The sequence below is a fragment of the Streptomyces sp. enrichment culture genome, assembly GCF_964272855.1.
Lineage (GTDB): Bacteria > Actinomycetota > Actinomycetes > Streptomycetales > Streptomycetaceae > Streptomyces.
In genome coordinates this window covers 8,848,596-8,867,550 of record NZ_OZ186847.1, presented here as the reverse complement: position 1 = coordinate 8,867,550, position 18,955 = coordinate 8,848,596, and the positions used below count along the sequence as shown (strand labels likewise).

General features: G+C 70.3%; 15 protein-coding genes and 4 pseudogenes. 13 read left to right on the top strand and 6 right to left on the bottom strand.

Annotated elements, in window-relative coordinates; genetic code table 11:
• Nucleotides 1–91 precede the first annotated feature (91 nt).
• Nucleotides 92–1,042 (bottom strand): expansin EXLX1 family cellulose-binding protein, encoded by a 951-nt coding sequence (locus ACSU6L_RS39870; RefSeq protein WP_437064525.1) that lies wholly within the window; start codon nucleotides 1,040–1,042, stop codon nucleotides 92–94.
• A gap of 336 nt (nucleotides 1,043–1,378) precedes the next feature.
• Between ACSU6L_RS39870 and ACSU6L_RS39865 the strand changes: the two are divergent.
• The 11 genes and pseudogenes from ACSU6L_RS39865 (at nucleotide 1,379) to ACSU6L_RS39815 (ending at nucleotide 14,189) form a co-directional block, all read left to right on the top strand.
• Nucleotides 1,379–2,636: pseudogene (locus tag ACSU6L_RS39865) on the top strand (SLC13 family permease).
• Between the two features lie 3 nt (nucleotides 2,637–2,639).
• A pseudogene (locus ACSU6L_RS39860) lies at nucleotides 2,640–3,127 on the top strand (universal stress protein).
• 623 nt (nucleotides 3,128–3,750) lie between these two features.
• Nucleotides 3,751–4,812, top strand: a complete 1,062-nt coding sequence (locus tag ACSU6L_RS39855) for a LacI family DNA-binding transcriptional regulator (RefSeq protein ID WP_437064524.1) — start codon at nucleotides 3,751–3,753, stop codon at nucleotides 4,810–4,812.
• A gap of 123 nt (nucleotides 4,813–4,935) precedes the next feature.
• Nucleotides 4,936–6,270 (top strand): extracellular solute-binding protein, encoded by a 1,335-nt coding sequence (locus tag ACSU6L_RS39850; protein ID WP_437064523.1) that lies wholly within the window; start codon nucleotides 4,936–4,938, stop codon nucleotides 6,268–6,270.
• Nucleotides 6,271–6,275: 5 nt separating this feature from the next.
• Complete coding sequence (locus ACSU6L_RS39845) at nucleotides 6,276–7,265, top strand: carbohydrate ABC transporter permease (protein ID WP_437064522.1); 990 nt, start codon at nucleotides 6,276–6,278, stop codon at nucleotides 7,263–7,265.
• The gene (locus tag ACSU6L_RS39840; RefSeq protein WP_437064521.1) at nucleotides 7,262–8,098 is read left to right on the top strand and encodes a carbohydrate ABC transporter permease; all 837 of its coding nucleotides are present in this window, start codon (nucleotides 7,262–7,264) and stop codon (nucleotides 8,096–8,098) included. The genes ACSU6L_RS39845 and ACSU6L_RS39840 overlap by 4 nt, the downstream gene beginning before the upstream one ends.
• 53 nt (nucleotides 8,099–8,151) lie before the next feature.
• Nucleotides 8,152–10,374: a beta-glucosidase gene (locus tag ACSU6L_RS39835; RefSeq protein ID WP_437064520.1), complete on the top strand. Its 2,223-nt coding sequence runs from the start codon at nucleotides 8,152–8,154 to the stop codon at nucleotides 10,372–10,374.
• A gap of 63 nt (nucleotides 10,375–10,437) precedes the next feature.
• Entirely contained in the window at nucleotides 10,438–11,517 is a 1,080-nt protein-coding gene (locus ACSU6L_RS39830; protein WP_437064519.1) for an endo-1,4-beta-xylanase, read from the top strand.
• A gap of 218 nt (nucleotides 11,518–11,735) precedes the next feature.
• Nucleotides 11,736–12,236 carry a hypothetical protein gene (locus ACSU6L_RS39825; RefSeq protein WP_437064518.1) on the top strand — a complete coding sequence of 167 codons (501 nt, stop codon included), beginning with the start codon at nucleotides 11,736–11,738 and terminating at the stop codon, nucleotides 12,234–12,236.
• A gap of 911 nt (nucleotides 12,237–13,147) precedes the next feature.
• Complete coding sequence (locus tag ACSU6L_RS39820) at nucleotides 13,148–13,738, top strand: helix-turn-helix domain-containing protein (protein ID WP_437064517.1); 591 nt, start codon at nucleotides 13,148–13,150, stop codon at nucleotides 13,736–13,738.
• Nucleotides 13,739–13,748: 10 nt separating this feature from the next.
• On the top strand, nucleotides 13,749–14,189 hold the full coding sequence (locus tag ACSU6L_RS39815; protein ID WP_437064516.1) for a hypothetical protein: 441 nt from the start codon (nucleotides 13,749–13,751) through the stop codon (nucleotides 14,187–14,189).
• 318 nt (nucleotides 14,190–14,507) lie between these two features.
• Here ACSU6L_RS39815 and ACSU6L_RS39810 read toward each other — a convergent pair whose 3' ends face one another.
• The 4 genes and pseudogenes from ACSU6L_RS39810 to ACSU6L_RS39795 all read right to left on the bottom strand — a co-directional run bounded on the left by ACSU6L_RS39810 (nucleotide 14,508) and on the right by ACSU6L_RS39795 (nucleotide 16,498).
• Nucleotides 14,508–15,152 (bottom strand): CHAT domain-containing protein, encoded by a 645-nt coding sequence (locus tag ACSU6L_RS39810; protein WP_437065227.1) that lies wholly within the window; start codon nucleotides 15,150–15,152, stop codon nucleotides 14,508–14,510.
• 192 nt (nucleotides 15,153–15,344) lie between these two features.
• Nucleotides 15,345–15,461: pseudogene (locus tag ACSU6L_RS39805) on the bottom strand (hypothetical protein); the annotation flags it as partial.
• 17 nt (nucleotides 15,462–15,478) lie between these two features.
• A complete protein-coding gene (locus ACSU6L_RS39800) occupies nucleotides 15,479–15,691 on the bottom strand; it encodes a helix-turn-helix domain-containing protein (RefSeq protein WP_437065225.1) in 213 nt (70 codons plus the stop codon).
• A gap of 129 nt (nucleotides 15,692–15,820) precedes the next feature.
• Nucleotides 15,821–16,498, bottom strand: coding sequence for a hypothetical protein (locus ACSU6L_RS39795; protein ID WP_437064515.1), 678 nt, complete (start codon nucleotides 16,496–16,498; stop codon nucleotides 15,821–15,823).
• A 238-nt stretch (nucleotides 16,499–16,736) separates the two neighbouring features.
• Between ACSU6L_RS39795 and ACSU6L_RS39790 the strand changes: the two genes are divergently transcribed.
• Nucleotides 16,737–17,684, top strand: a complete 948-nt coding sequence (locus ACSU6L_RS39790; RefSeq protein WP_437064514.1) for an alpha/beta fold hydrolase — start codon at nucleotides 16,737–16,739, stop codon at nucleotides 17,682–17,684.
• 595 nt (nucleotides 17,685–18,279) lie between these two features.
• Nucleotides 18,280–18,363: pseudogene (locus ACSU6L_RS39785) on the top strand (hypothetical protein); the annotation flags it as partial.
• On the opposite strand, the gene ACSU6L_RS39780 reads toward ACSU6L_RS39785, so the two are convergent.
• On the bottom strand, nucleotides 18,360–18,659 hold the full coding sequence (locus ACSU6L_RS39780) for a helicase-related protein (RefSeq protein ID WP_437064513.1): 300 nt from the start codon (nucleotides 18,657–18,659) through the stop codon (nucleotides 18,360–18,362). The pseudogene ACSU6L_RS39785 and the gene ACSU6L_RS39780 overlap by 4 nt on opposite strands.
• Nucleotides 18,660–18,955 lie beyond the last annotated feature (296 nt).

The following is an 18,955-nucleotide window of genomic DNA, read 5'->3' as shown; positions in this document are numbered from 1 at the left end:
CCCGGCTGACCAAGGATGCCGGCGCCGACTCGGTCGCCCTCCCGCCCCTTGGCACCGTGAACGTCCGGTCCGGCGGCCTTGGACGGCGAGATCAGTGTCGGGCGAACTGGACCCGCGTGGATTGCACGACGTTCGGCCGAAGGGGTATTCCGTCGATGGTCAGCTGTTCGCCGTAGATGTCGGTGAGCCTGATCGTGCCGCCGCACCCGCTGCCGTCTGCGGAGACGAAGTAGTTGTAGGTGGTCCGGGACAGCTGCCGCCAGCCGCCTGGTGTGCGGACTTCCAGCCCGGCGAGCGGATTGCGATGGTCGACCGCCTGGAGGGCGCACCAGTGGGGGCTGGAGCCTGTCTTGTAGCGGACGGAGAGCGTGACCGAGGTGCTGGGGCTCACCAGGCTCCAAGTGATGGGGATCCGGCCGACCTTGGGGTCGGCGAGTTCGGCGAATGCCTGCCGGCTGAGGTCGAGTTGCCCGGGTGCGCAGGGCAGGGGGCATTCGTTGGTTATCCGTACCGTGATGGATCTGCCGTTGACCGCTCGGACGAGCACGTATGCGCCGCACGCCTTGGACGTCTCGTAGTCGGTGGTGTTCATAGCGGCGATCATGAGGTCGGGGCTCGGGCCGAACAGGCAGGCGCCATCTCCGTCCCCGGCCTCGTACGCGGTGGCGACGCCCCGGTAGGTGGTGTCTGGCTGAAGCCGGCCTGCCCGCGAGGGGGTGGCGAGTTCTTGCCGTGGCCCCGGGGTGTCGGTGGGGGACGGTCGCGCTGACGTGGGGGTCGCGGCACTCGTCGGGGTGGGGGAGGCGGTCGGGCTCGGCGTCGCCGTCGGGGTGCCTGTCCCGTCGGCGGCGGTGGCTCTCACCTGGGTGGCGGCTGGGGGTGTGGACGCGGCAGTCCCCGGATCGGTGTCGCGGTCGTGGGGCGACGCCATGACCAGGTAGGCGAGAACGCCCGCGGAGATCAGCGCCGATATGGCGCCGCGCATGAGCCTGCGTCTGCTTCTGTGTCTGCGCTGCCGGGCGGCCTGCCTCGGTGTGGTCATTTCCTGTCCGTTCGCAAGATCGAGCCGATGGGGCACCCCTGAGTGACCGCGGGAAGCGCGAAAGGTTGCCGACGATTTCAGCCGGGCAGCGGCCCGCGCGAGACGCTGCGCAAGCGGAGCCGGAAGGACCACACCTGCGCTCGTGGCACCAACGCCTGATACGCGACCCCGGCATCGCCGGGAGGGCGTGTCAGAGGCGGCCGGGGTGAAAGGCGCCCCTGTCGCGGTCACTCCGAGCGCGGCGGCGACTTCCTCATACGTGTCCTCTTCCGTGAGGCGTATCTTCTGGTGTGATGTGGAGACGGTTCGTCCGCCGCTGAACGGAAGGACCCGATTCTGAACACCCAGCTCGCGGAGACGCTTTCCGCGGCCCTGCTCGTCCTGGTGCTGGCCTGCGCGGTCATCCGCCCCTTCGGCTGGCCGGAGGCGGTGGTGGCCGTGCCGGCCGCCGGGCTGCTGATCGTCACAGGGGCGATCCCGCTGGACGACGTAGTGGACGAGGTCGAACGACTGGGACCGGTGGTCGGCTTCCTGGCGGTGGTACTCGTACTGGCTCAGCTCTGCGACGACGAGGGCTGTTCCAGGCGTGCGGGGCCTGGATGGCACGGACGGCGGCGGGCCGGCCGCGGCGGATGCTGGTACAGGTGTTCGTCGCGGCGTCGGGGATCACGGCGGTACTCAGTCTGGACGCCACGGTGGTGCTGCTGACGCCGGTGGTGTTCGCCACCGCGGCCCAGATCGGCGCTCGCCCCAAAACGCACGTGTACGCCTACACCCACCTGTCGAACACGGCCTCCCTGCTGCTGCCCGTCTCCAACCTGACCAACCTGCCGGCCTTCGCGGCCAGCGGGCTCAGCTTCACCCGGTTCGCCGCGCTGATGGCACTTCCCTGGGTCGCCGCGATCGCCGTCGAGTACGTCGTCTTCCGCCGCTTCTTCGCCTCGGACCTGGACGCCGGAGCGCAGCCCCCTCCGTCGCCGAGCCACCGCGGCTGCCGATGTTCGCCCTGGTGACCGTGGGGTGCACGCTCGCTGGGTTCGTGCTGACCTCGGCGGTCGGCGTCGACCGCGCATGGGCGGCCCTCGGCGGTGCCCTGGCCCTCGCCGTCAGGGCCCTGCTGCGGCGGCGTACCACCCCGCGGGCGCTGCTGGGCGCGGCCTCGGTGCCGTTCCTCGCCTTCGTGCTGGCCCTCGGGATCGTGGTCCGGGCGGTCGTCGACAACGGGCTCGACGAGGCTCTGGGCCACCTGATCCCCGAGGGCACCGGCCTGCCCGAGTTGCTCGCCCTCGCCGGGCTGGCCGCCGTCCTCGCCAACGTCATCAACAACCTCCCCGCCGTGCTGGTACTGCTGCCCCTGGCCGCCCCGTCGGGGCCGGGCGCCGTCCTCGCCGTGCTGCTCGGGGTGAACATCGGCCCCAACTTCACCTACGCGGGCTCGCTGGCCACCCTGCTGTGGCGGCGTATCGTCCACGCCCACGATGGCGAGGTGGAGTTGAAGGAGTTCACCCGGCTCGGCGTGTACGCCGTGCCCGCGAGCCTGGGCGCCGCGGTGCCGGCACTGTGGGTCTCGCTCGCCGTCATCGGAGGAGGGTGACTCATGTCCGTCATCGTCTGGATCGTCGAGGGCACCTGGCCCGCCTGCGTGGACGCCGCCCGCGCCCACGCCCCGGCGGACACTGACATCGTCCTGCTGCACGTCACCCCGGCCGACGCCCCGGCGCGGCCCACGGCGCCTTCGCCGGACTGCTCGGCCGTGGCCACCCCGAGTGTGATCCCGGCACGCAAGTGGAGCGCCTCGCCACCGCGTCCGCGCAGGAGTTGCTGCAGTCCGCCGCCGACCGCTTGGGACGCCGCTGTACCCGCACCGAGCGCACCGGACGTGTCGAGCGGGAGGTCGTCGCCGTGGCCGAGGGCTGCGACCTGCTGATCCTGGCCCGCGACGGCGACCGTACGCACCTCGGCCCGCACAGTCTCGGCCCCGCCAGCCGTTTCGTGGTCGACCACGCCCCCTGCCCGGTGCTCCTGGTCTGGCCCGAGCCGTCGCCGGGCCTGTCCACCATGCCGCCCCCGCCGCCGCATCCCTGACGGGTGACGGCTCCCGCCGGAGTGGCTCCTCCTGCGGGATGCGTCGTTGCCCGTGACGAATCAAGCGGTCAGCAGGGGGAGTCGCGGGCCGGACAGCCACGGGCGGAGGGTGTGGTCGCCGCCCGCGTTGGGGTGCATGCCCCGGTGGAGGTACTGGGGCCGCACGGTCGTGGCGTACCTCCGGCACCGGCGCCTTCAACGCGCCCGCACCTCATGCCGTCCTCCACGCGTCCATCACCACCGTCGCCGAGGTCGTCGGCATAGCCGAATCTCCAGCCTGCAAGAAGGCTTGCCGCCGCGAACTGGGTGCGACGTAGTGAGTCAGGAGCCCCGCGTCCAGGAACCGCCCCGAGGGGCCGACCGGGTCGATGCTTCCCTGCCGGCACAGCGGCCGGGCGCAACCACCTTCGCCGGGGGAAGCGTGAGCGGCACAGTCGGCAGGGAAGCGACATACGCAGCGTGGTCAGCGGCGCCTTGAACGCTCACGCGATGTCACTGAAAGCATGGATGTGTTCGAGCGGTCGGACGGAAGCGCGGGGTGAAGGGCGGGCGGTCGGCGGCATGTCCTACGGTTTCCGGAAGGAGCCCGGACTTTTTCCGGGCGTACAGCCAGGGAGGTGGGGATGGTGGCTGGGGAAGGCGCTCAGCGCAAGACAGGCACAAGGAGCCCGGACGGGGCCTCGAAGGTGACGATCAGTGAGATCGCACGGGAAGCCGGAGTGTCCGTGCCGACCGTCTCACGAGTCGTCAACGGGCGCTCCGACGTTTCGCCCGCCACCCGTGCCCGGGTCGAGGACCTGCTGCACCGGCACGGCTACCGTCGCCGCCCGGCCGCTTCCGGCACCCGGGCGGTCCTGTTCGACCTGGTCTTCAACGATCTGGACAGTCCCTGGGCCGTCGAGATCATCCGCGGTGTCGAGGAGGTCGCGCACGAGGCGGGTGTGGGCACGGTCGTCTCCGCCATCCACGACCGGGCGGGATCCGCGCGGCTGTGGATGACCAATGTGCGGGCCCGCCCGTCCGACGGCGTGATCCTGGTGACGTCGGTGCTCGAACCGGGGATCCACGACGAACTGCGCCGCCTTGGCGTGCCGTTGGTGGTGATCGACCCGGCCGGTTCGCCGGCCACCGACGCGCCGACCGTGGGCGCCACCAACTGGACGGGCGGAATGGCCGCGACGGAGCATCTGCTCCAGCTCGGACACCGCAGGATCGGGTTCATCGAGGGCCCGCCCAGGCTGCTGTGCTCGCGCGCCCGGCTCGACGGCTACCGGGCGGCGCTCGACGTGGCCGGAGTGGTGGTCGACCACGCCCTGACCGTGCCCGGTGACTTCTACCACGAGTCAGGATTCACCGGCGCGGGCAGGCTGTTGGACCTGGACGAGCCGCCGACCGCGATCTTCGCGGCGAGCGATCAGATGGCGCTCGGAGCGATCGAGGCGCTGCGGCGGCGCGGGCTTCGGGTGCCGGAGGACATGAGCATCGTCGGTTTCGACGACCTTCCGGAGGTGCGCTGGTGCGCGCCTCCGCTGACGACGGTCCGCCAGCCTCTGTCCGACATGGGCAAGTTGGCCGCCAGGATGCTTCTCGACCTGGCGCGCGGCGTCGAGCCGGCCTCGCCGCGAGTGGAGCTGGCGACCGAGCTGGTGGTCCGTGCGAGCACCGCACCGCCACGCCACGCCTAACGGAAGATAACGCTCCGGGGGTGTCGACGGCCTTTTTTGTCAAGGCCGTTGACACCCCTCTTGCGTGCCCGTAACTTCCATGGCCACCCAAATGGCTATCGGAAATTTTCCGGAAGGTGTGTCATGTCATCTTCTGCTCGAGCCGTCACTTCCCTTTCCGGCCCCTCGTCCTCCTCCTTCTCCCGCCGCCGGTTCCTGGGGACAGCCTCGGCGGCGAGTCTGGGGGCGGCCGGTCTGTCCGCCTGTTCGGACTCGGGGTCCTCCAGCACCGACGGCCAGGGCCGGACCGTCGTGGAATGGTGGAACATCCAGACCACCGAGCCGTCGAAGAGTGTCTGGCCCGAGCGGGCGAAGGCGTTCGAGGCCGCGCACCCCGATGTGCGCATCAAGCTCGTGACGATGGAGAACGACGCCTACAAGTCGAAGATGACGGCGCTGACCAGTTCCGGAAAGCTGCCGGACATCTACCACACGTGGGGCGGCGGCGTTCTCAAGCAGCAGATCGACGCAGGCCTGGTGGAGGACCTCACGCCCTCCATCAGCTCTGTGACCGACACCCTCGTACCGGCGTCGGTCAAGGCGTACCAGTTCGACGGGAAGACGTACGCCATGCCCTTCGACATCGGCGCCGTCGGGTTCTGGTACAACAAGGCCCTGTTCGCCGAAGCCGGGATCCAGGCACCGCCCGCCGCCTGGGCCGACTATCTCGACACGGTCAAGAAGCTGAAGAGCGCCGGGATCACCCCCATCGCCCTCGCGGGCAAGGAGAAGTGGCCCGGCATGTACTACTGGGCGTACCTGGCCATGCGGATCGCCGGGATCGACGGCATGCAGGCGGCCGCCGACGCCAAGGACTTCACCGGCGACGACTTCGTCAAGGCGGGCGAGCACCTGAAGGAACTCGTCGCGCTTGAGCCGTTCCAGAAGGGATTCCTCGGCGCCGCGTACTCCACGCCCACCGGCGAGGCGGCCGCGATGGGCAACGGCAAGGCGGCGATGGAACTGATGGGCCAGTGGGCGCCCGTCGTCCAGGCCGACGCGGGCAAGGGCATCGGCAAGGACCTCGGGTTCTTCCCGTTCCCCGCCGTCGCCGGAGGCAAGGGCGCGCAGACCGACGTGTTCGGCGGAGGCGGCGGCTACGCGGTGCGCAAGGGCGCGCCCAAGGCCGCCGTGGACTTCCTGAAGTTCTTCATGTCGGCCGAGTCCGACCGCGTTCTCGTGTCGAAGGCCTCGATGATGCCGGTCGTCGAGGACGCCACGAGCGCCCTGACCGATCCCAGCCTCAAGCTCGTCTCCGACGCCCTCGGCGAGGCGACCGGCTTCCAGCTCTACCTCGACCAGGCGTACCCGCCCGCCGTCGGCCAGGAGGTCAACGACTCGGTGGCCGCCCTGATCGCCGGCTCCAAGTCGCCGGAGCAGGTGGCCCGTTCGGTCACCCAGGTCGCGAAGAGCCAGTGACCGCGATGGCTTCCACGTACGTGAAAGACCCCGCGACCGCCGCCGCTCCACCGAAGCGGCCGGACGCCGGGGCGGGCCGCTCAAGGGCCCGGCGGATCGCCGACTGGCTGACCGCCTTCGGCTTCACCCTGCCCGCCCTGCTCCTGTTCGGCGTGCTGGTGCTCGCCCCGATCCTGTACGCCCTGTACGTCAGCCTGTTCGACTGGGGCGGCTTCGGCTCCCCTTCGGACTACGTGGGTCTCGACAACTACAGTCGGCTCCTGCGTGATCCGGTCTTCCTGGGCGACCTGTGGCGCGGGCTGCTGCTCGTGCTGTTCTCGGTCGGCGTGCAGCTGCCGTTCGCGCTCGGCATGGCCGTGCTGCTCAACCAGAAGCTGCGCGGCCGGGCCCTGTACCGGACGCTGTTCTTCGCCCCGTACGTCCTGTCCGAGGTCATCACCGGCGTCCTGTTCTCCATGATCTTCGCGCCGGACGACGGGCTGGCGGACAACGTCCTCGGCTCGGTCGGCCTCGACGGCGTCGGCGGACTGTGGTTCGCCGATCAGGGCCACGTACTGCCGACCCTGTTCCTCGTCATGACGTGGAAGTACTTCGGCTTCCACATGATGCTGTACCTGGCCGGGCTGCAGGGCATTCCCGCCGAACTGCACGAGGCGGCCCGCATCGACGGCGCGAGCCCCTGGCAGCGCTTCCGCCACATCACCCTGCCGCTGCTCGGACCGACGATCCGCATCAGCGTGTTCCTCTCCGTGATCGGCGCCATCCAGCTCTTCGACCTGGTGTGGGTGGTCACGCAGGGCGGCCCCGACCACCACTCGGAGACCATGGCCGTAACCATGTTCCAGTACGGCTTCAAGCGCTTCGAGATCGGCTACGCCAGCGCAATCAGCATCGGCATGTTCCTCGTCAGCCTCGTCTTCGCCCTCGTCTACCAGCGCTCCGTGCTGCGCCGCGACACCGAAGGAGCCCTCACCACCATGCGAGCCTCCCGATGAGCGCGGGCACGCGCAGAAGGCTGCGCTCCGCACCGCTGTACGTGATCGTGTGGCTGGTCGGCGTCGTCATGGTCACGCCGCTGCTGTACGCGTTCGTGTCCGGGTTCAAGTCCACCGATCAGCTCTCCCGCAACACCTTCGGCCTGCCCTCGCCGTGGGTGATGTCCAACTACACCGATGTGCTCGCCTCCGGCTCGTTCTGGCGCATGCTGGGTTCGTCCACGCTGATCGCGGTGGGCACGACCGCGCTGACCGTGGGCACCGCGGCCCTCGCCGCCTTCGCACTGGCCCGATTCGCCTTCCGCGGCCGAGAGTTGATCTTCACCCTGTTCACGGCGGGGCTGATGTTCCCGTTCGCCGTGGCGATCCTGCCGCTGTTCGTCCTGCTGCGCACCTTCGGACTGCTCGACAACCCATGGGGCGTGATCCTGCCGCAGGCGGCGTTCGGCCTGCCCATGACCATCGTCATCCTGCGCGGCTTCTTCCGGGAGATCCCCGGAGAGCTCGAGGAGGCGGCCACCCTCGACGGCTGCTCGGCGTTCGGCTTCTTCTGGCGGATCCTGCTGCCCATGGCGCGGCCCGCCCTCGGCACCGTGTCGATCCTCGCCATCGTCGGAAGCTGGAACAACTTCCTTCTTCCGCTGCTGGTGTTCAGCGAACAGACCTGGTGGACGATCCCCATCGGCGTCCAGCAGTTCCAGGGCCAGTACGCCACCGACATCGCCCGCGTCTTCGCCTATCTCGTCCTCGCCATGGTGCCGGCCCTCGCCTTCTACGCCGCCGCCGAACGGCAGTTGATCGGCGGCATCACGATGGGCGCCACCAAGGGCTGAGTCCCCCCCTCCCCCAGGCCAACCCCGTACCAGCACCGCCCTTAAGGAGTTCCATGGTCGAGCCATGGCAGGACACCACCCTGCCCACCCACGTCCGGGCGGCGGACCTGCTCGCCCGGATGACCACCGAGGAGAAGACCGCCCAGCTGTCCAGCGTCTGGATCGGCGCCGACACCGAGGGGGCCGACGTCGCACCCGGCCAGCACACCTACGCGGCCCGCAGCGCCGCCCTGGACGCACTCCTCCCCTACGGCCTGGGCCAGCTCACCCGGCCCTTCGGCACCGTTCCCGTCGACCCCGCCGAAGGCGCCGCCCGCCTCGCCGGACTGCAACGTCTGATCCGCGACGGCAACCGGTTCGCGCTGCCCGCGATCGCCCACGACGAGTGCCTGACCGGGTTCACCGCCTGGCAGGCCACCGTCTTCCCCACGCCGCTCGCCTGGGGCGCCACCTTCGACCCCGAGCTGATCACCGAGATGGCCCGGGCGATCGGTACGTCGATGCGCGCCGCCGGCGTTCACCAGGGCCTCGCGCCGGTCCTGGACGTCGTACGGGATCCGCGGTGGGGCCGCACCGAGGAGTGCATCGGCGAGGACCCGTACCTCGTCGGCACCATCGGCACCGCCTACGTGCTAGGTCTCGAGACCGCCGGGGTCGTCGCCACACTCAAGCACTTCGCCGGGTACTCGGCCTCGCGCGCCGCCCGTAACCACGCGCCCGCCTCGCTCGGCCCGCGCGAACTCGCCGACGTGATCCTGCCGCCGTTCGAGATGGCGGTGCGCGACGGCGGCGCCCGATCCGTGATGCCCGCCTACAACGACATCGACGGCCTTCCCGCCCACACCCACGCCCAGCTGCTCACCCGGATTCTGCGGGAAGAGTGGGGGTTCGCCGGCACCGTGGTCTCGGACTACTACGGCGTCTCGCTCCTGGAGGAGGCGCACCGGATCGCGGACGGCAGGGAACAGGCCGCGCGGATCGCTCTGGCGGCAGGCGTCGACGTGGAACTGCCGGCGGCCCGCTGCTACAGGCCTGCGGACCCGCTCCCCGAGGACCTGCTCGACCGGGCCGTGCTGCGCGTCCTCACACAGAAGTGCGAACTGGGGCTGCTCGACCCCGACTGGGAGCCCGTGACGGGCGGGGAGCCCATCGACTTCGACCCCCCGCACATGCGTGACCTGGCGCGGAAGGTCGCCGAGGAGTCGGTCGTGCTGCTGGCCAACGACTCCGGCGTGCTGCCACTGCGCGACGGCCTGCGCGTCGCGCTACTCGGTCCGCTCGCCGACGAGCAGGCCTCGATGCTGGGCTGCTACACGTTTCCCCGGCACGTGGGCGTGCACCATCCCGGACTGCCGACGGGGGTGGAGGTGCCGACGCTCGCCGAGGCGCTGCGCACCGAGCTGCCGGACGCCGTGTTCGTCGACGATCCGGCGGCGGCCGAAGTCTGCCTGGCCGTGGTCGGGGACCGCTCGGGTCTGTTCGGGCGCGGCTCGTCGGGCGAGGGATGCGACGCGGAGGACCTGCAACTTCCTTACGAGCAGGCGGAGTTGCTGGACGAAGCGCTGGCCTCCGGCGTGCCGGTCGTCATCGTCGTCCTCAGCGGAAGGCCCTACGCGCTCGGCCGCTGGGCCGACCGGGCAGCCGCCGTGGTCCAGGCGTTCTTCCCCGGGCAGGAAGGCGGCGGCGCCGTCGCCGGCGTCCTGTCCGGGCGCGTGGAGCCGTCCGGACGGCTGCCGCTCGGCGTGCCGCGCACTCCCGGCGGCCAGCCCGCGCCCTACCTCGCCCCGCCGCTCGGCCGGCACGGCTTCCCCAGCACCGTCGACCCGACGCCCCTCTACCCGTTCGGGCACGGCCTTTCCTACACGACGTTCGCCTGGGACACCCCCCGGTGCGACGCCCCCGAACTGCCCACCGACGGCGAGACCACCCTGCGCCTCACCGTCCGCAACACCGGCGAGCGGCCCGGCACCGAGGTCGTCCAGCTGTACCTCCACGATCCCGTCGGCACCGTCGCCCGCCCCGAGGTCCGTCTCGTCGGCTACGTCCGCGTCACACTGGACGCCGGCGCGTCCGCCGAGGTCCACGCAACGTTCCCGGCCGACCTCGCCGCGTACACCGGTGCCGACGGCCGCCGCGTCGTCGAACCGGGCGCCCTCGAACTGCGCGTCGCCGCATCCAGCGAACACGTCCACCACACCGTGCCACTCACCGTGACCGGTCCCGTACGCGAGGTCGGGCACGAGCGCCGGATGCGCTGCGAGCTCCGGGTGAAGTGACCCCACGGACCTGCTCCATGGACAGCAACCGGACCATCCGTCCCACAGTTGAGGAGATTCACCATGCGCACACCCGCACGCCGTGTCCGCGTCGGACCGGCCGCGCTCGTCGCGTCCGCGGCCCTGCTGCTCGGCCTCGCCGTAGCGCCCTCCGCGCAAGCCGGCACCGACGGCGCGAAACCGACGAAGACGCTGCACGAACTGGCCCGCGAGTCAGGCCGCTACTTCGGCGCCGCCGTCGACAACCCGGAGCTCGCCGACACCGAGTTCGCCCAGCTGCTCGGCACCGAGTTCGGCCAGACGACCCCCGGCAACGGCATGAAGTGGTACGCCACCGAACCCCAGCGTGGTGTCTTCGACTTCACCGCCGGCGACGAGATCGTCGACTACGCCCGTGCGAACGGCCTGAAGGTCCGCGGACACACGCTGCTGTGGCACTCCCAGCTCCCGGACTGGCTCACCTCCGGCACCTGGACCGCCGACGAACTGCGCTCCATCCTGAAGAACCACATCACCAAGGTGGTGAAGCACTACCGGGGCAAGGTCTTCGCGTGGGACGTCGCCAACGAGATCATGAACGAGGACGGCACCTACCGCGAGAACATCTTCTACAAGACCCTCGGCCCCGGCTACATCGCCGACACCCTGCGATGGGCCCGCGCCGCCGACCCCAAGGTCAAGCTGTACCTCAACGACTACAACGTCGAGGCCCTCGGCCCGAAGTCCGATGCCTACTACGCCCTGATCAAGCAGCTCAAGAGGGACCGCGTCCCGATCGACGGGTTCGGCCTGCAGGGTCATCTCGCCCTCCAGTACGGCTTCCCCGGCGGCCTGAAGGAGAACCTGCAGCGCTTCGCCGACCTCGGCGTCGACGTCGCCATCACCGAACTCGACATCCGCATGATCCTGCCCGCCGACGGCACCAAGCTCGCGGAACAGGCCGACTGGTACGGCCAGGTGACCGACGCCTGCCTGGCCGTACGGCGCTGTGTGGGCATCACCCTGTGGGGCTACACCGACCGGCACTCGTGGATCCCCGCGGTGTTTCCCGGCGAGGGAGCGGCCCTGCCCTGGGACGAGAACCTGAGGCACAAGCCCGCCTACGACGCGATTCGCAACGCGCTCAAGGCGGCCGGGGCGTAGGACGTCCAGGGCTGCTTCGCCCGGCGCGAGGGCGGCGGTGGGGGCGTGACCGGTCACCTCCGCGTCGGAACGCCGCAGCACGACGCTGTCGCGGACCAGGGGCTGTGCGTCGAGCGGTTCCCGGACGCGGTAGGTCTCGACGGGGTCGCCCTGCGCGTCGGCGGGCGGGGCGATCGGGCCCAGCAGTTGAGGACCTCAAGGCGCCAGACGGCGGGCAGGTGAGGGCCTTCGAGTCCATCCGGTGGCAGCCCTCCAGCCGGCTGTTGGACCATGTCGGCCACGACCTCGAGGGCAACCGTGCCTTCGCGCTCGTCGGTGACCAGCAGGACGCGTTCGTGTGGATCCGCCGGGCCGCGGCACGCCACCTGCCCGCTGGGGACGAGGAGCACACGCCGGGCGGCGGCGGAGCAGGCGCGGTGATCACCGTCCGCGGCGGTCCCGGCAGCGGCAAGACCACGCTGGCCGTGCGGCTGCTGGGCTACCTCATGCGTCGGCACCGTCGGGCGCGGCCGCATGTCAGCGGCGGGGGCCGGGATGCCGACGAACTGGGGGATCGCTCGATCCGTGTACTGCTGTCGTACGGCGACGCGGTCGGTGTCGAGGGCCGCCACCTTCTCCAGCGTCCCGGCGAGCTCCTGCCACCAGGTGTCCGGCTGCTGGAGGATCGGGTCACGGACAAGACCGGCTGGTCGACGCGCACCGACAGCTCCACCTGGTAGGTTAAGGAGGCGGTCGCCTTGGTGCGGGACGCCGCATCCGGCGCGGCGGGTGTTGGTCTGATCGGCCGTCAACTGCGTGCGTGGAGCGGCTCGGGGTTCTGGGGCCGGGCGCTCGTTTCCGGCTGGCTCCAGGAGGAGGTTCGCCTTCCGGTGGGGGCTTGCGCGGTTGGTGACGTGAGGGGGCGGGTGACGTTCCTGGCGATCGGGCATGCCGGTCTCGGCGACTGTGTCACTGTGCTCGGTGGGAGCAGGCAGAGGGCGGGGAGGCGGCAGGGGGTCGTGGCCTCGAGCAGTCGGCTGTTCTCCACCATCAAGCGCTGGTTGACGTTGCGGAGGGCGGCCAGGTCGGCCTCTGTCCGCTGGCTGGCGGCCAGGGCGGCGTCTCGCTGCTTCCGCAGTTCCTCCATCTCGGCATCGCGGTCGGCCGGCCGGCCCAGTCCGTCGCGGGCGCGGCACCGAGTTCCTGGATGCGTAGCGCACGGAGCTGAGCTCGCGCCGCGTCAAGGCTTCGCCGGAGGGCGGCGTTCTGTTCCAGGAGCATGCGGTTCTCGACCTCCAGGGCGGCTTCCTTGCGGGCCGATGCTGCCGCCGCGGCCCGTGGCCGATCGCCAGCAAGACGGGCACGTCCCTCGGCATGCCGGCATTCGACCCGCCCCTGGGCGCGACGGACAGCAAGGGGAAGTCGCAGGACGCTGCCGCCCACGGTGAGGCGTCGCAGCGAGCGTTAAAAAGGCAATTCACCGGCGACTCAGTCGGCATCGTAAACGTCGCCGCGCCCCAGTCGGGGCGCTAGCTGACCCCGCACCGGAAGGCCTCCCGCCGATCTCCGGCGGGGCCGCGACAGACCGGATCGCCGACGCGCTGGGCACCGGCGAACGTGATTGGCGAGAAGAGACACGTCACGGCCTTCGGTGTCCGGCGATTCGTCGACCACAGCCCTGCTACCTGCCGCGAACAGTACGGAGAGGGACCACCGGGCCCTGGCCACCCGCCGCCGACCCACCCCCGTCACCTACACCCACAACACCGCGGCCGCCGCCGACACCCCGACCCTGCGCCGCCCGGGCCAGCGCCTGGCCAGCGCCCTCACCCTGATGCAGAAGGGCTCCGGCCGCCGCCAGCGCGAACTCGCCCAGAAGATGGGCGTCCACGAGTCCTACGCATCGCGCATGCTCTCCGGCCAGCGCGACCCCTCCTGGAAACATGTAAAGATCATTTGTGAGATGTGCGGGATCGACCCCGAGCTGATGAAGCCGCTGTGGGAAGCAGCCGCCGGCGTCCAGCCGTCGGACACCGCCCCTCCGCCTGGGCCTGGGAAAAGCACACCCGCGCCATCGCCCGCCGCGCAGGCCGCACCCCCACCCCGGCCGAAGACAGACGAGTTCGGCGTCGGCGCAGCGGCATCGGAGATCTCCCTTGTCTCGGAGGCAGCGTCGTCCTTCCAGACTGGGCAACCACCAGACGAGTCAGGTGGTCAAGGCGCCGCCTGCCCGGCCCCGTAGCGTTATGCGTATGAGCGATCTCTACGAACTCCAGCTGATCCTCGACCTGCCGAGCTCGCTTCCGGCCGCTGACCTCGCGCTGCTGCGCTGGCACCTCGGGGAGGGTGGCCAGGAGTCGCAAGGTCCGGACGTCTATCCCCTGCTCTCTGCCCGCGGGCCCGCCGAGCGGGTCGGAGGAACGCTCGTTGGCGACCTCGCACGCAGCGAACGAGGCTGGGCCCTCACCGCCCGGCAAGAAGTACATCCCGACGAATTCGACCAACTGCGCGAACTCGTGGAATGGTTCGCCAGACGGACCAGCACCTTCGGCACCATCGGCTATCTGCGGTTCTTGGAGCACGACGTTCCCGACCTACTCATCGCCGACCCCGCCACCGGCACCGCGCAGCGCCTGACCCTGCTGCCCGGACCCTCCACCGAAACCCAGCTCATCCCCGACCCCTGGAGCTGAGCTGATCGCGCAATACCCGCACCACCGTGGCTCAGTCCAACGCACGCGTGGGAGCGGGCCTCGGCACCCGGCCCACGCAAGCGCCTCCACAGCTGACCGGCCCGTCGGTCGCCGACAGATCACACGTCCGGGGGCGAGCGGCCGAAGGTGGCGACACGATCGCGGCCACCCTTGGCAGCTCGCCGCGGGTGTGCCGGGGACGAGTCCAGGTGAACGCAGCTTGGCAGGAGCACAGTGCCCTCACAGGTGCATCTGGCACGAGCGGCGAGGGAGGTCGTGTTGGGGTTGGTGGTCGTGGGATTTGGGGGGGAGTGCGGTTCAGGCTCCGGCGTGGAGGTGGGCTGCCCATACATAGGGTGTTCGTGTCCGGTCTTTGCCGGGTGGCAGGTCGTGGCCGTCTCGTACGCTCCGCACGGCCTCATGGAGGGCGCGGGCTGCCTGGTCGGGATCCAGTGCCGCAGTATCGGACCTCAGGCCCTCGTAGAACGTCTTGGCGATACGGACGGCGATCCGATCGTCGATTTCCCACAGAGTGCCAATCACATGGGGGTAGCCGACGAGTTGGAAGGCGGAGGTGAGGTGAATGGCCTCGTCCAGCAGGCGGGTCGTGTCGATGGCCGCGGTGCGGCAGGCGGAGAGGTAGGCCAGCCTGGCCCGGTCGAGTGCCACGGGGGCAAGGCTCCCCACGGTGAGAGGGTCGTCCTTGTGGTCGTGGAGCAGCAGCAGGCTCTTCGACGGGTCGGCGGGATGGCTGGCGCCGTGGCAGGCGAAGTGCGCGATCGCGCAACGGGGCAGGTGGGCCAGGACGTTGGCCTTCGTCGGTGTGGACGGCGTCGGATCTGCAGGGCCGTCGGCAGGGTCCGGCTCCCGTAGGATCACGGAGTCGGGAAGACGGGCCTGCAGCATGGCGGTTTCGGCGTCGACGAAGGGCAGCCGACCCACCACGTGCGGCGTGGTCGGCATCGCGACGATGAGCGCCCCTTGGCGGCGACCGGGGTGGTGTCCCGGGCCAGGTGAGGACCGGCGGATCCCCCGAGCATGCCCAGTCGGAAGAACACGGTGCCGACGAGGCCGTCGAGCACCGGGCGGCGTCGGCGCCGGGGCCGGTCTGCCGACGGGCTGTGCCCGGTCGAAGACGACGCTCAGGCGCTGCCTGGCGGGTTCGAGGAAGGCGGAACGGATCCTGCGCGCAGGCCGGGCGCTGCGGCGAAGCCGGCCGGCAGGCCGGGCAGTGCCGCGGCGGCGGCCGGGGCGGCTGAACTCGTCGATCACCTGCCGGACGAGGACGGTCAGATCGCCTTCGAGGCTGCCGGTGTCGGGGATGGGCGCGCAGCCTCTGGTGGCCGGCACGGCCTCGGAGACGAGCCGGTCTTGCCGGACCACCGGCGGTAGATGGTGTCCTTGCCCGCTCTGGCCCGCGCCGCCACGGCATCGAGGGACATGGCGGCGTACCCCGACTCGGCCACCAGCTCGGTGGCGGCGGCGAGGACCGCTGCGTGTATGCGCTAGTCTCGCGGGCGTCCCGGGCGAGTTGACACTGCCTCCATGACTGCCCTTTTTCCATACGGACCGTCCCGTATCGCAATCGGTGATTCCCGGCCTCCCCCGGGGCCTGCCGGTTCCCGGGCCGGTCAGGCGCAGCCGCGCCGCCAGTTCCAGCCGACGAAGGTGTGACGCAGTTGCACCTCGAAGCGGCAGGAGGCGGTGCCGTCGTGCTGGAGATCGACGTACGAGTGGTGGGTGTTGGCGTACCAGGTCCCGGTCGCGTCGAAGATGCCCCGGTAGGTGAACTGCGCGTGCGCCTCGCTGAGGGAGGCGGGGCAGTCGATGGCACAGCCAACGCCCTCCGTGGCCGACTTCCGCGACCAGCCGGCGCCCCATGGCTCGCGATTCCCCTTCTGAGTGGCGTGGGTGGCCGCGCTGACGACACGGCCACCGCCGGTGACCCATTGCGACGTCGAGTACAGGCCGGTCATACGGATATTGCAGCAGTCGTACATCTCGTTCCAGCTGGAGAGCCGATGCCGACCGCCCTCTGCGTCTTTGGCCCCCGCCCGGCTTTCGGTTCTCCCGGAAGCGTCGAGCGGTATCAGCCGCACCGGGCCGAGCCGTGGCCTGCAGTCGGCTCCGATCGAGACCTCCTGCTGGACGGCCATACCCGCGGCAGGCGCGGGCAGTGATCCCGTCAGCCGGAGATCGCCACAGGGGCGGTCGGCCCGAACCCCGTCGTCGGCGGCGGACGCAGGAGCGGCCGCGAGGAAGAGCAGCGCGGCGGCGAACACGGAGCCATGGGCGATTCGGATGCGCAAGTCCAAGTCCTTTGCGTCAGGTGCTTTTCGTCAGGTGCCAACTGAGCCCCGTGTCACGACTTCCACCGTTCACCGGCTGGCAACCACCGGTCGGGGACATCCAGTTGAAACAGCAGCTTCTCAGCCAATCCCCTGAGTCCTCGGCGCACCGCAGTCCGTCGATATACAGAATGGGCGCCGTCAGGCGCGCTCCGGCCCCGCCCTGACACACCACAGGGGCGGGACTTGGGAGACATCGATGAGTATGCGGCTGGTCTGCGGTGGCGCTGTGGCGGCCCTCACCGTCATCGCGGCGGCGCGGGTAACGGCCGGCTGGATCGAACGCCAGCCGGATCCCGTCCCCTACGAACGGCTTCGCCGCGAGCCCGAGGGCGAGGAAGTGTTCCTCTCCCGCCCCGACGGGACGGTGCTGCGCACCCTCGTCGCGGGTGACGGGCCACCGGTGGTGCTGGCCCACGGCTACGGTGCCTCACTCCTGGAGTGGAACCTGGTGCAGGCCACGCTCGTGGCCGGCGGTCACCGTGTCATCGCCTTCGACCAGCGCGGCCACGGACGGTCGACGATCGGTTCGGACGGCATCGGCTCCGGTCCCATGGCGCAGGACTACCTGGCGGTCCTTGAGCACTTCGACGTACGCGACGCAGTGCTCGTCGGGCATTCCATGGGCGGGTTCCTCGCACTTCGTGCCGTGCTCGACCATCCCGGCGTCGCCCGTCGGCTGCGCGGTCTGGTGCTGTTCGCGACCTGGGCGGGCCGCATCTACGACGGAGCACCGCACAACCGGCTGCAGATCCCGCTGCTGGAGACGGGCGTCCTCCAGCGGCTGGCACGCACCCGCACGGGCGGACTCCTCTTCGGAGCCGCTCAGTGCGGCAAACACCCCTCACCCGCGATGATCAAGGTATTCCTCGAGGTCTTCCTCCGGCAGGCCCACACCCCGCTCGTGCCGATCGTGCGGGCGTTCGCCCGCGAGGACCGTTACCCACGGCTGGCCGAGATCGCGGTCCCCACCGTCGTCATGGTCGGCTCGGCGGATCGCAGCACACCGCCCAGCCACGCCCAACGCCTGAGCGCCGGCATCCCGGGCGCACGGCTGATCACCGTGCCGGACGCCGGCCACATGCTGAACTGGGAAAGCCCACACGCCTTGGTGCAGGCCGTCATCTCCCTGCACACGGCTCATTGATCCCATGCCCCGAAGCGGCCCGCACGCCGCGTGGGGCCCTGCGACCGGCCGTGCGGGGCTGGTTCCCGACAAGATGACAAACAGCCCCGTAACTGGCCGACAGCACGGTGTGATCCCCCCCCCGGATGCCGCTTGAGCAGCCGTGCCGGGCGAGGCCAGGTGTGGATGAGCTACCACATGCCGCGCGCCCAGAGGCAGTGCGGCCCCCTGGCACCAGCCTCCCACTCACCTCGACCGTCACTGCCATGACGACACAGCCACAAACGGCCATCACAACCCGGCACCCGCGATGCCATAGCACCGCGGCCTCAGACCTCAGCCTCGAGTGGCTCTCCAAAGATCCATCGCCCGTCCGAGGCCACCTACACATCGTCGATGGTTTCACCCGTCACGACGTCCAACGCGTCACCCTCGGCTGCGCAGGCTGTGCCTCGGCCGGGTCAGGGAGGGACGCCGGACGGGCGGCCCGGCGGCGCTCGGCGAGGCGTAGGCGCTCATGGTGCCAGCGGATCCGGTGGGCCTCGCGGTGTCAAGCGGGGGTTAGGCAGCGCCTTTCCGATTACCGATCGCTGGACTGGCTGTCAGGAATGGGGAGATGTCTGACGCTGAACGGTCGGTGATCGAGCCGCTGCTGCCGCCGGTCGGCCGGGCCCGTGGCCGGTGGCGGGATCACCGTCAGGTGCTGGAGGGCATCGTGTTCACGTTCCGTACCTGTGTGCGCTGGAGAGATCTCCGCCGGTGGAACTGGACGGGACCGATCAAGCTCGCGGTCTTGCCGGAGACGTCCACGCGCAGAGCGCGGCCGAGGGCCTGGACGCAGCGGGTGACGCTGCGGGTGAGGTCGGCCAAGACGACCGCGTCGACACTGGGAATGTCGACGCCCTCCGCAATCAGGCGGGAGTTGGCGAGGATCGCGCAGTCGGACGGTGAAGGCAGCGAAGATGCCCGGACCGACCCCAGCCTCGTCCCGGACATCACCTCTTCTTCACCCACGGCAAGAGGTTCAGGCGGCGGCGCAGCTCGGCGCCGGTGAGGGTGGGCACCACGATGTGGTAGCAGTCCGGACGGGCCGTCGATCCGGGCTGCCGTGCGGACGGCTGCGCCGGAGCATGAAGGCGATCTGGTTCGGTACCTGCGCGCCGGCACCACCTTGGTCGCCACGCCTTCGGCTGTGCCTGACATGCTGAGCGAGACTGGCATGATCACCGACCGCACCAGCAACGGGGCACGTCAGATTTCAAAGCTCTCTGGGCTGCTGTACACGTGTGGCC

Coding starts and splice junctions, on each gene's coding strand:
- ACSU6L_RS39790 (WP_437064514.1), top strand. CDS start 16,737: ATGAGTATGCGGCTGGTCTGCGGTGGCGCTGTGGCGGCCCTCACCGTC.
- ACSU6L_RS39850 (WP_437064523.1), top strand. CDS start 4,936: ATGTCATCTTCTGCTCGAGCCGTCACTTCCCTTTCCGGCCCCTCGTCC.
- ACSU6L_RS39815 (WP_437064516.1), top strand. CDS start 13,749: ATGAGCGATCTCTACGAACTCCAGCTGATCCTCGACCTGCCGAGCTCG.
- ACSU6L_RS39810 (WP_437065227.1), bottom strand. CDS start 15,152: ATGCCGACCACGCCGCACGTGGTGGGTCGGCTGCCCTTCGTCGACGCC.
- ACSU6L_RS39840 (WP_437064521.1), top strand. CDS start 7,262: ATGAGCGCGGGCACGCGCAGAAGGCTGCGCTCCGCACCGCTGTACGTG.
- ACSU6L_RS39870 (WP_437064525.1), bottom strand. CDS start 1,042: ATGACCACACCGAGGCAGGCCGCCCGGCAGCGCAGACACAGAAGCAGA.
- ACSU6L_RS39835 (WP_437064520.1), top strand. CDS start 8,152: ATGGTCGAGCCATGGCAGGACACCACCCTGCCCACCCACGTCCGGGCG.
- ACSU6L_RS39830 (WP_437064519.1), top strand. CDS start 10,438: ATGCGCACACCCGCACGCCGTGTCCGCGTCGGACCGGCCGCGCTCGTC.
- ACSU6L_RS39855 (WP_437064524.1), top strand. CDS start 3,751: ATGGTGGCTGGGGAAGGCGCTCAGCGCAAGACAGGCACAAGGAGCCCG.
- ACSU6L_RS39845 (WP_437064522.1), top strand. CDS start 6,276: ATGGCTTCCACGTACGTGAAAGACCCCGCGACCGCCGCCGCTCCACCG.
- ACSU6L_RS39780 (WP_437064513.1), bottom strand. CDS start 18,659: ATGTCCGGGACGAGGCTGGGGTCGGTCCGGGCATCTTCGCTGCCTTCA.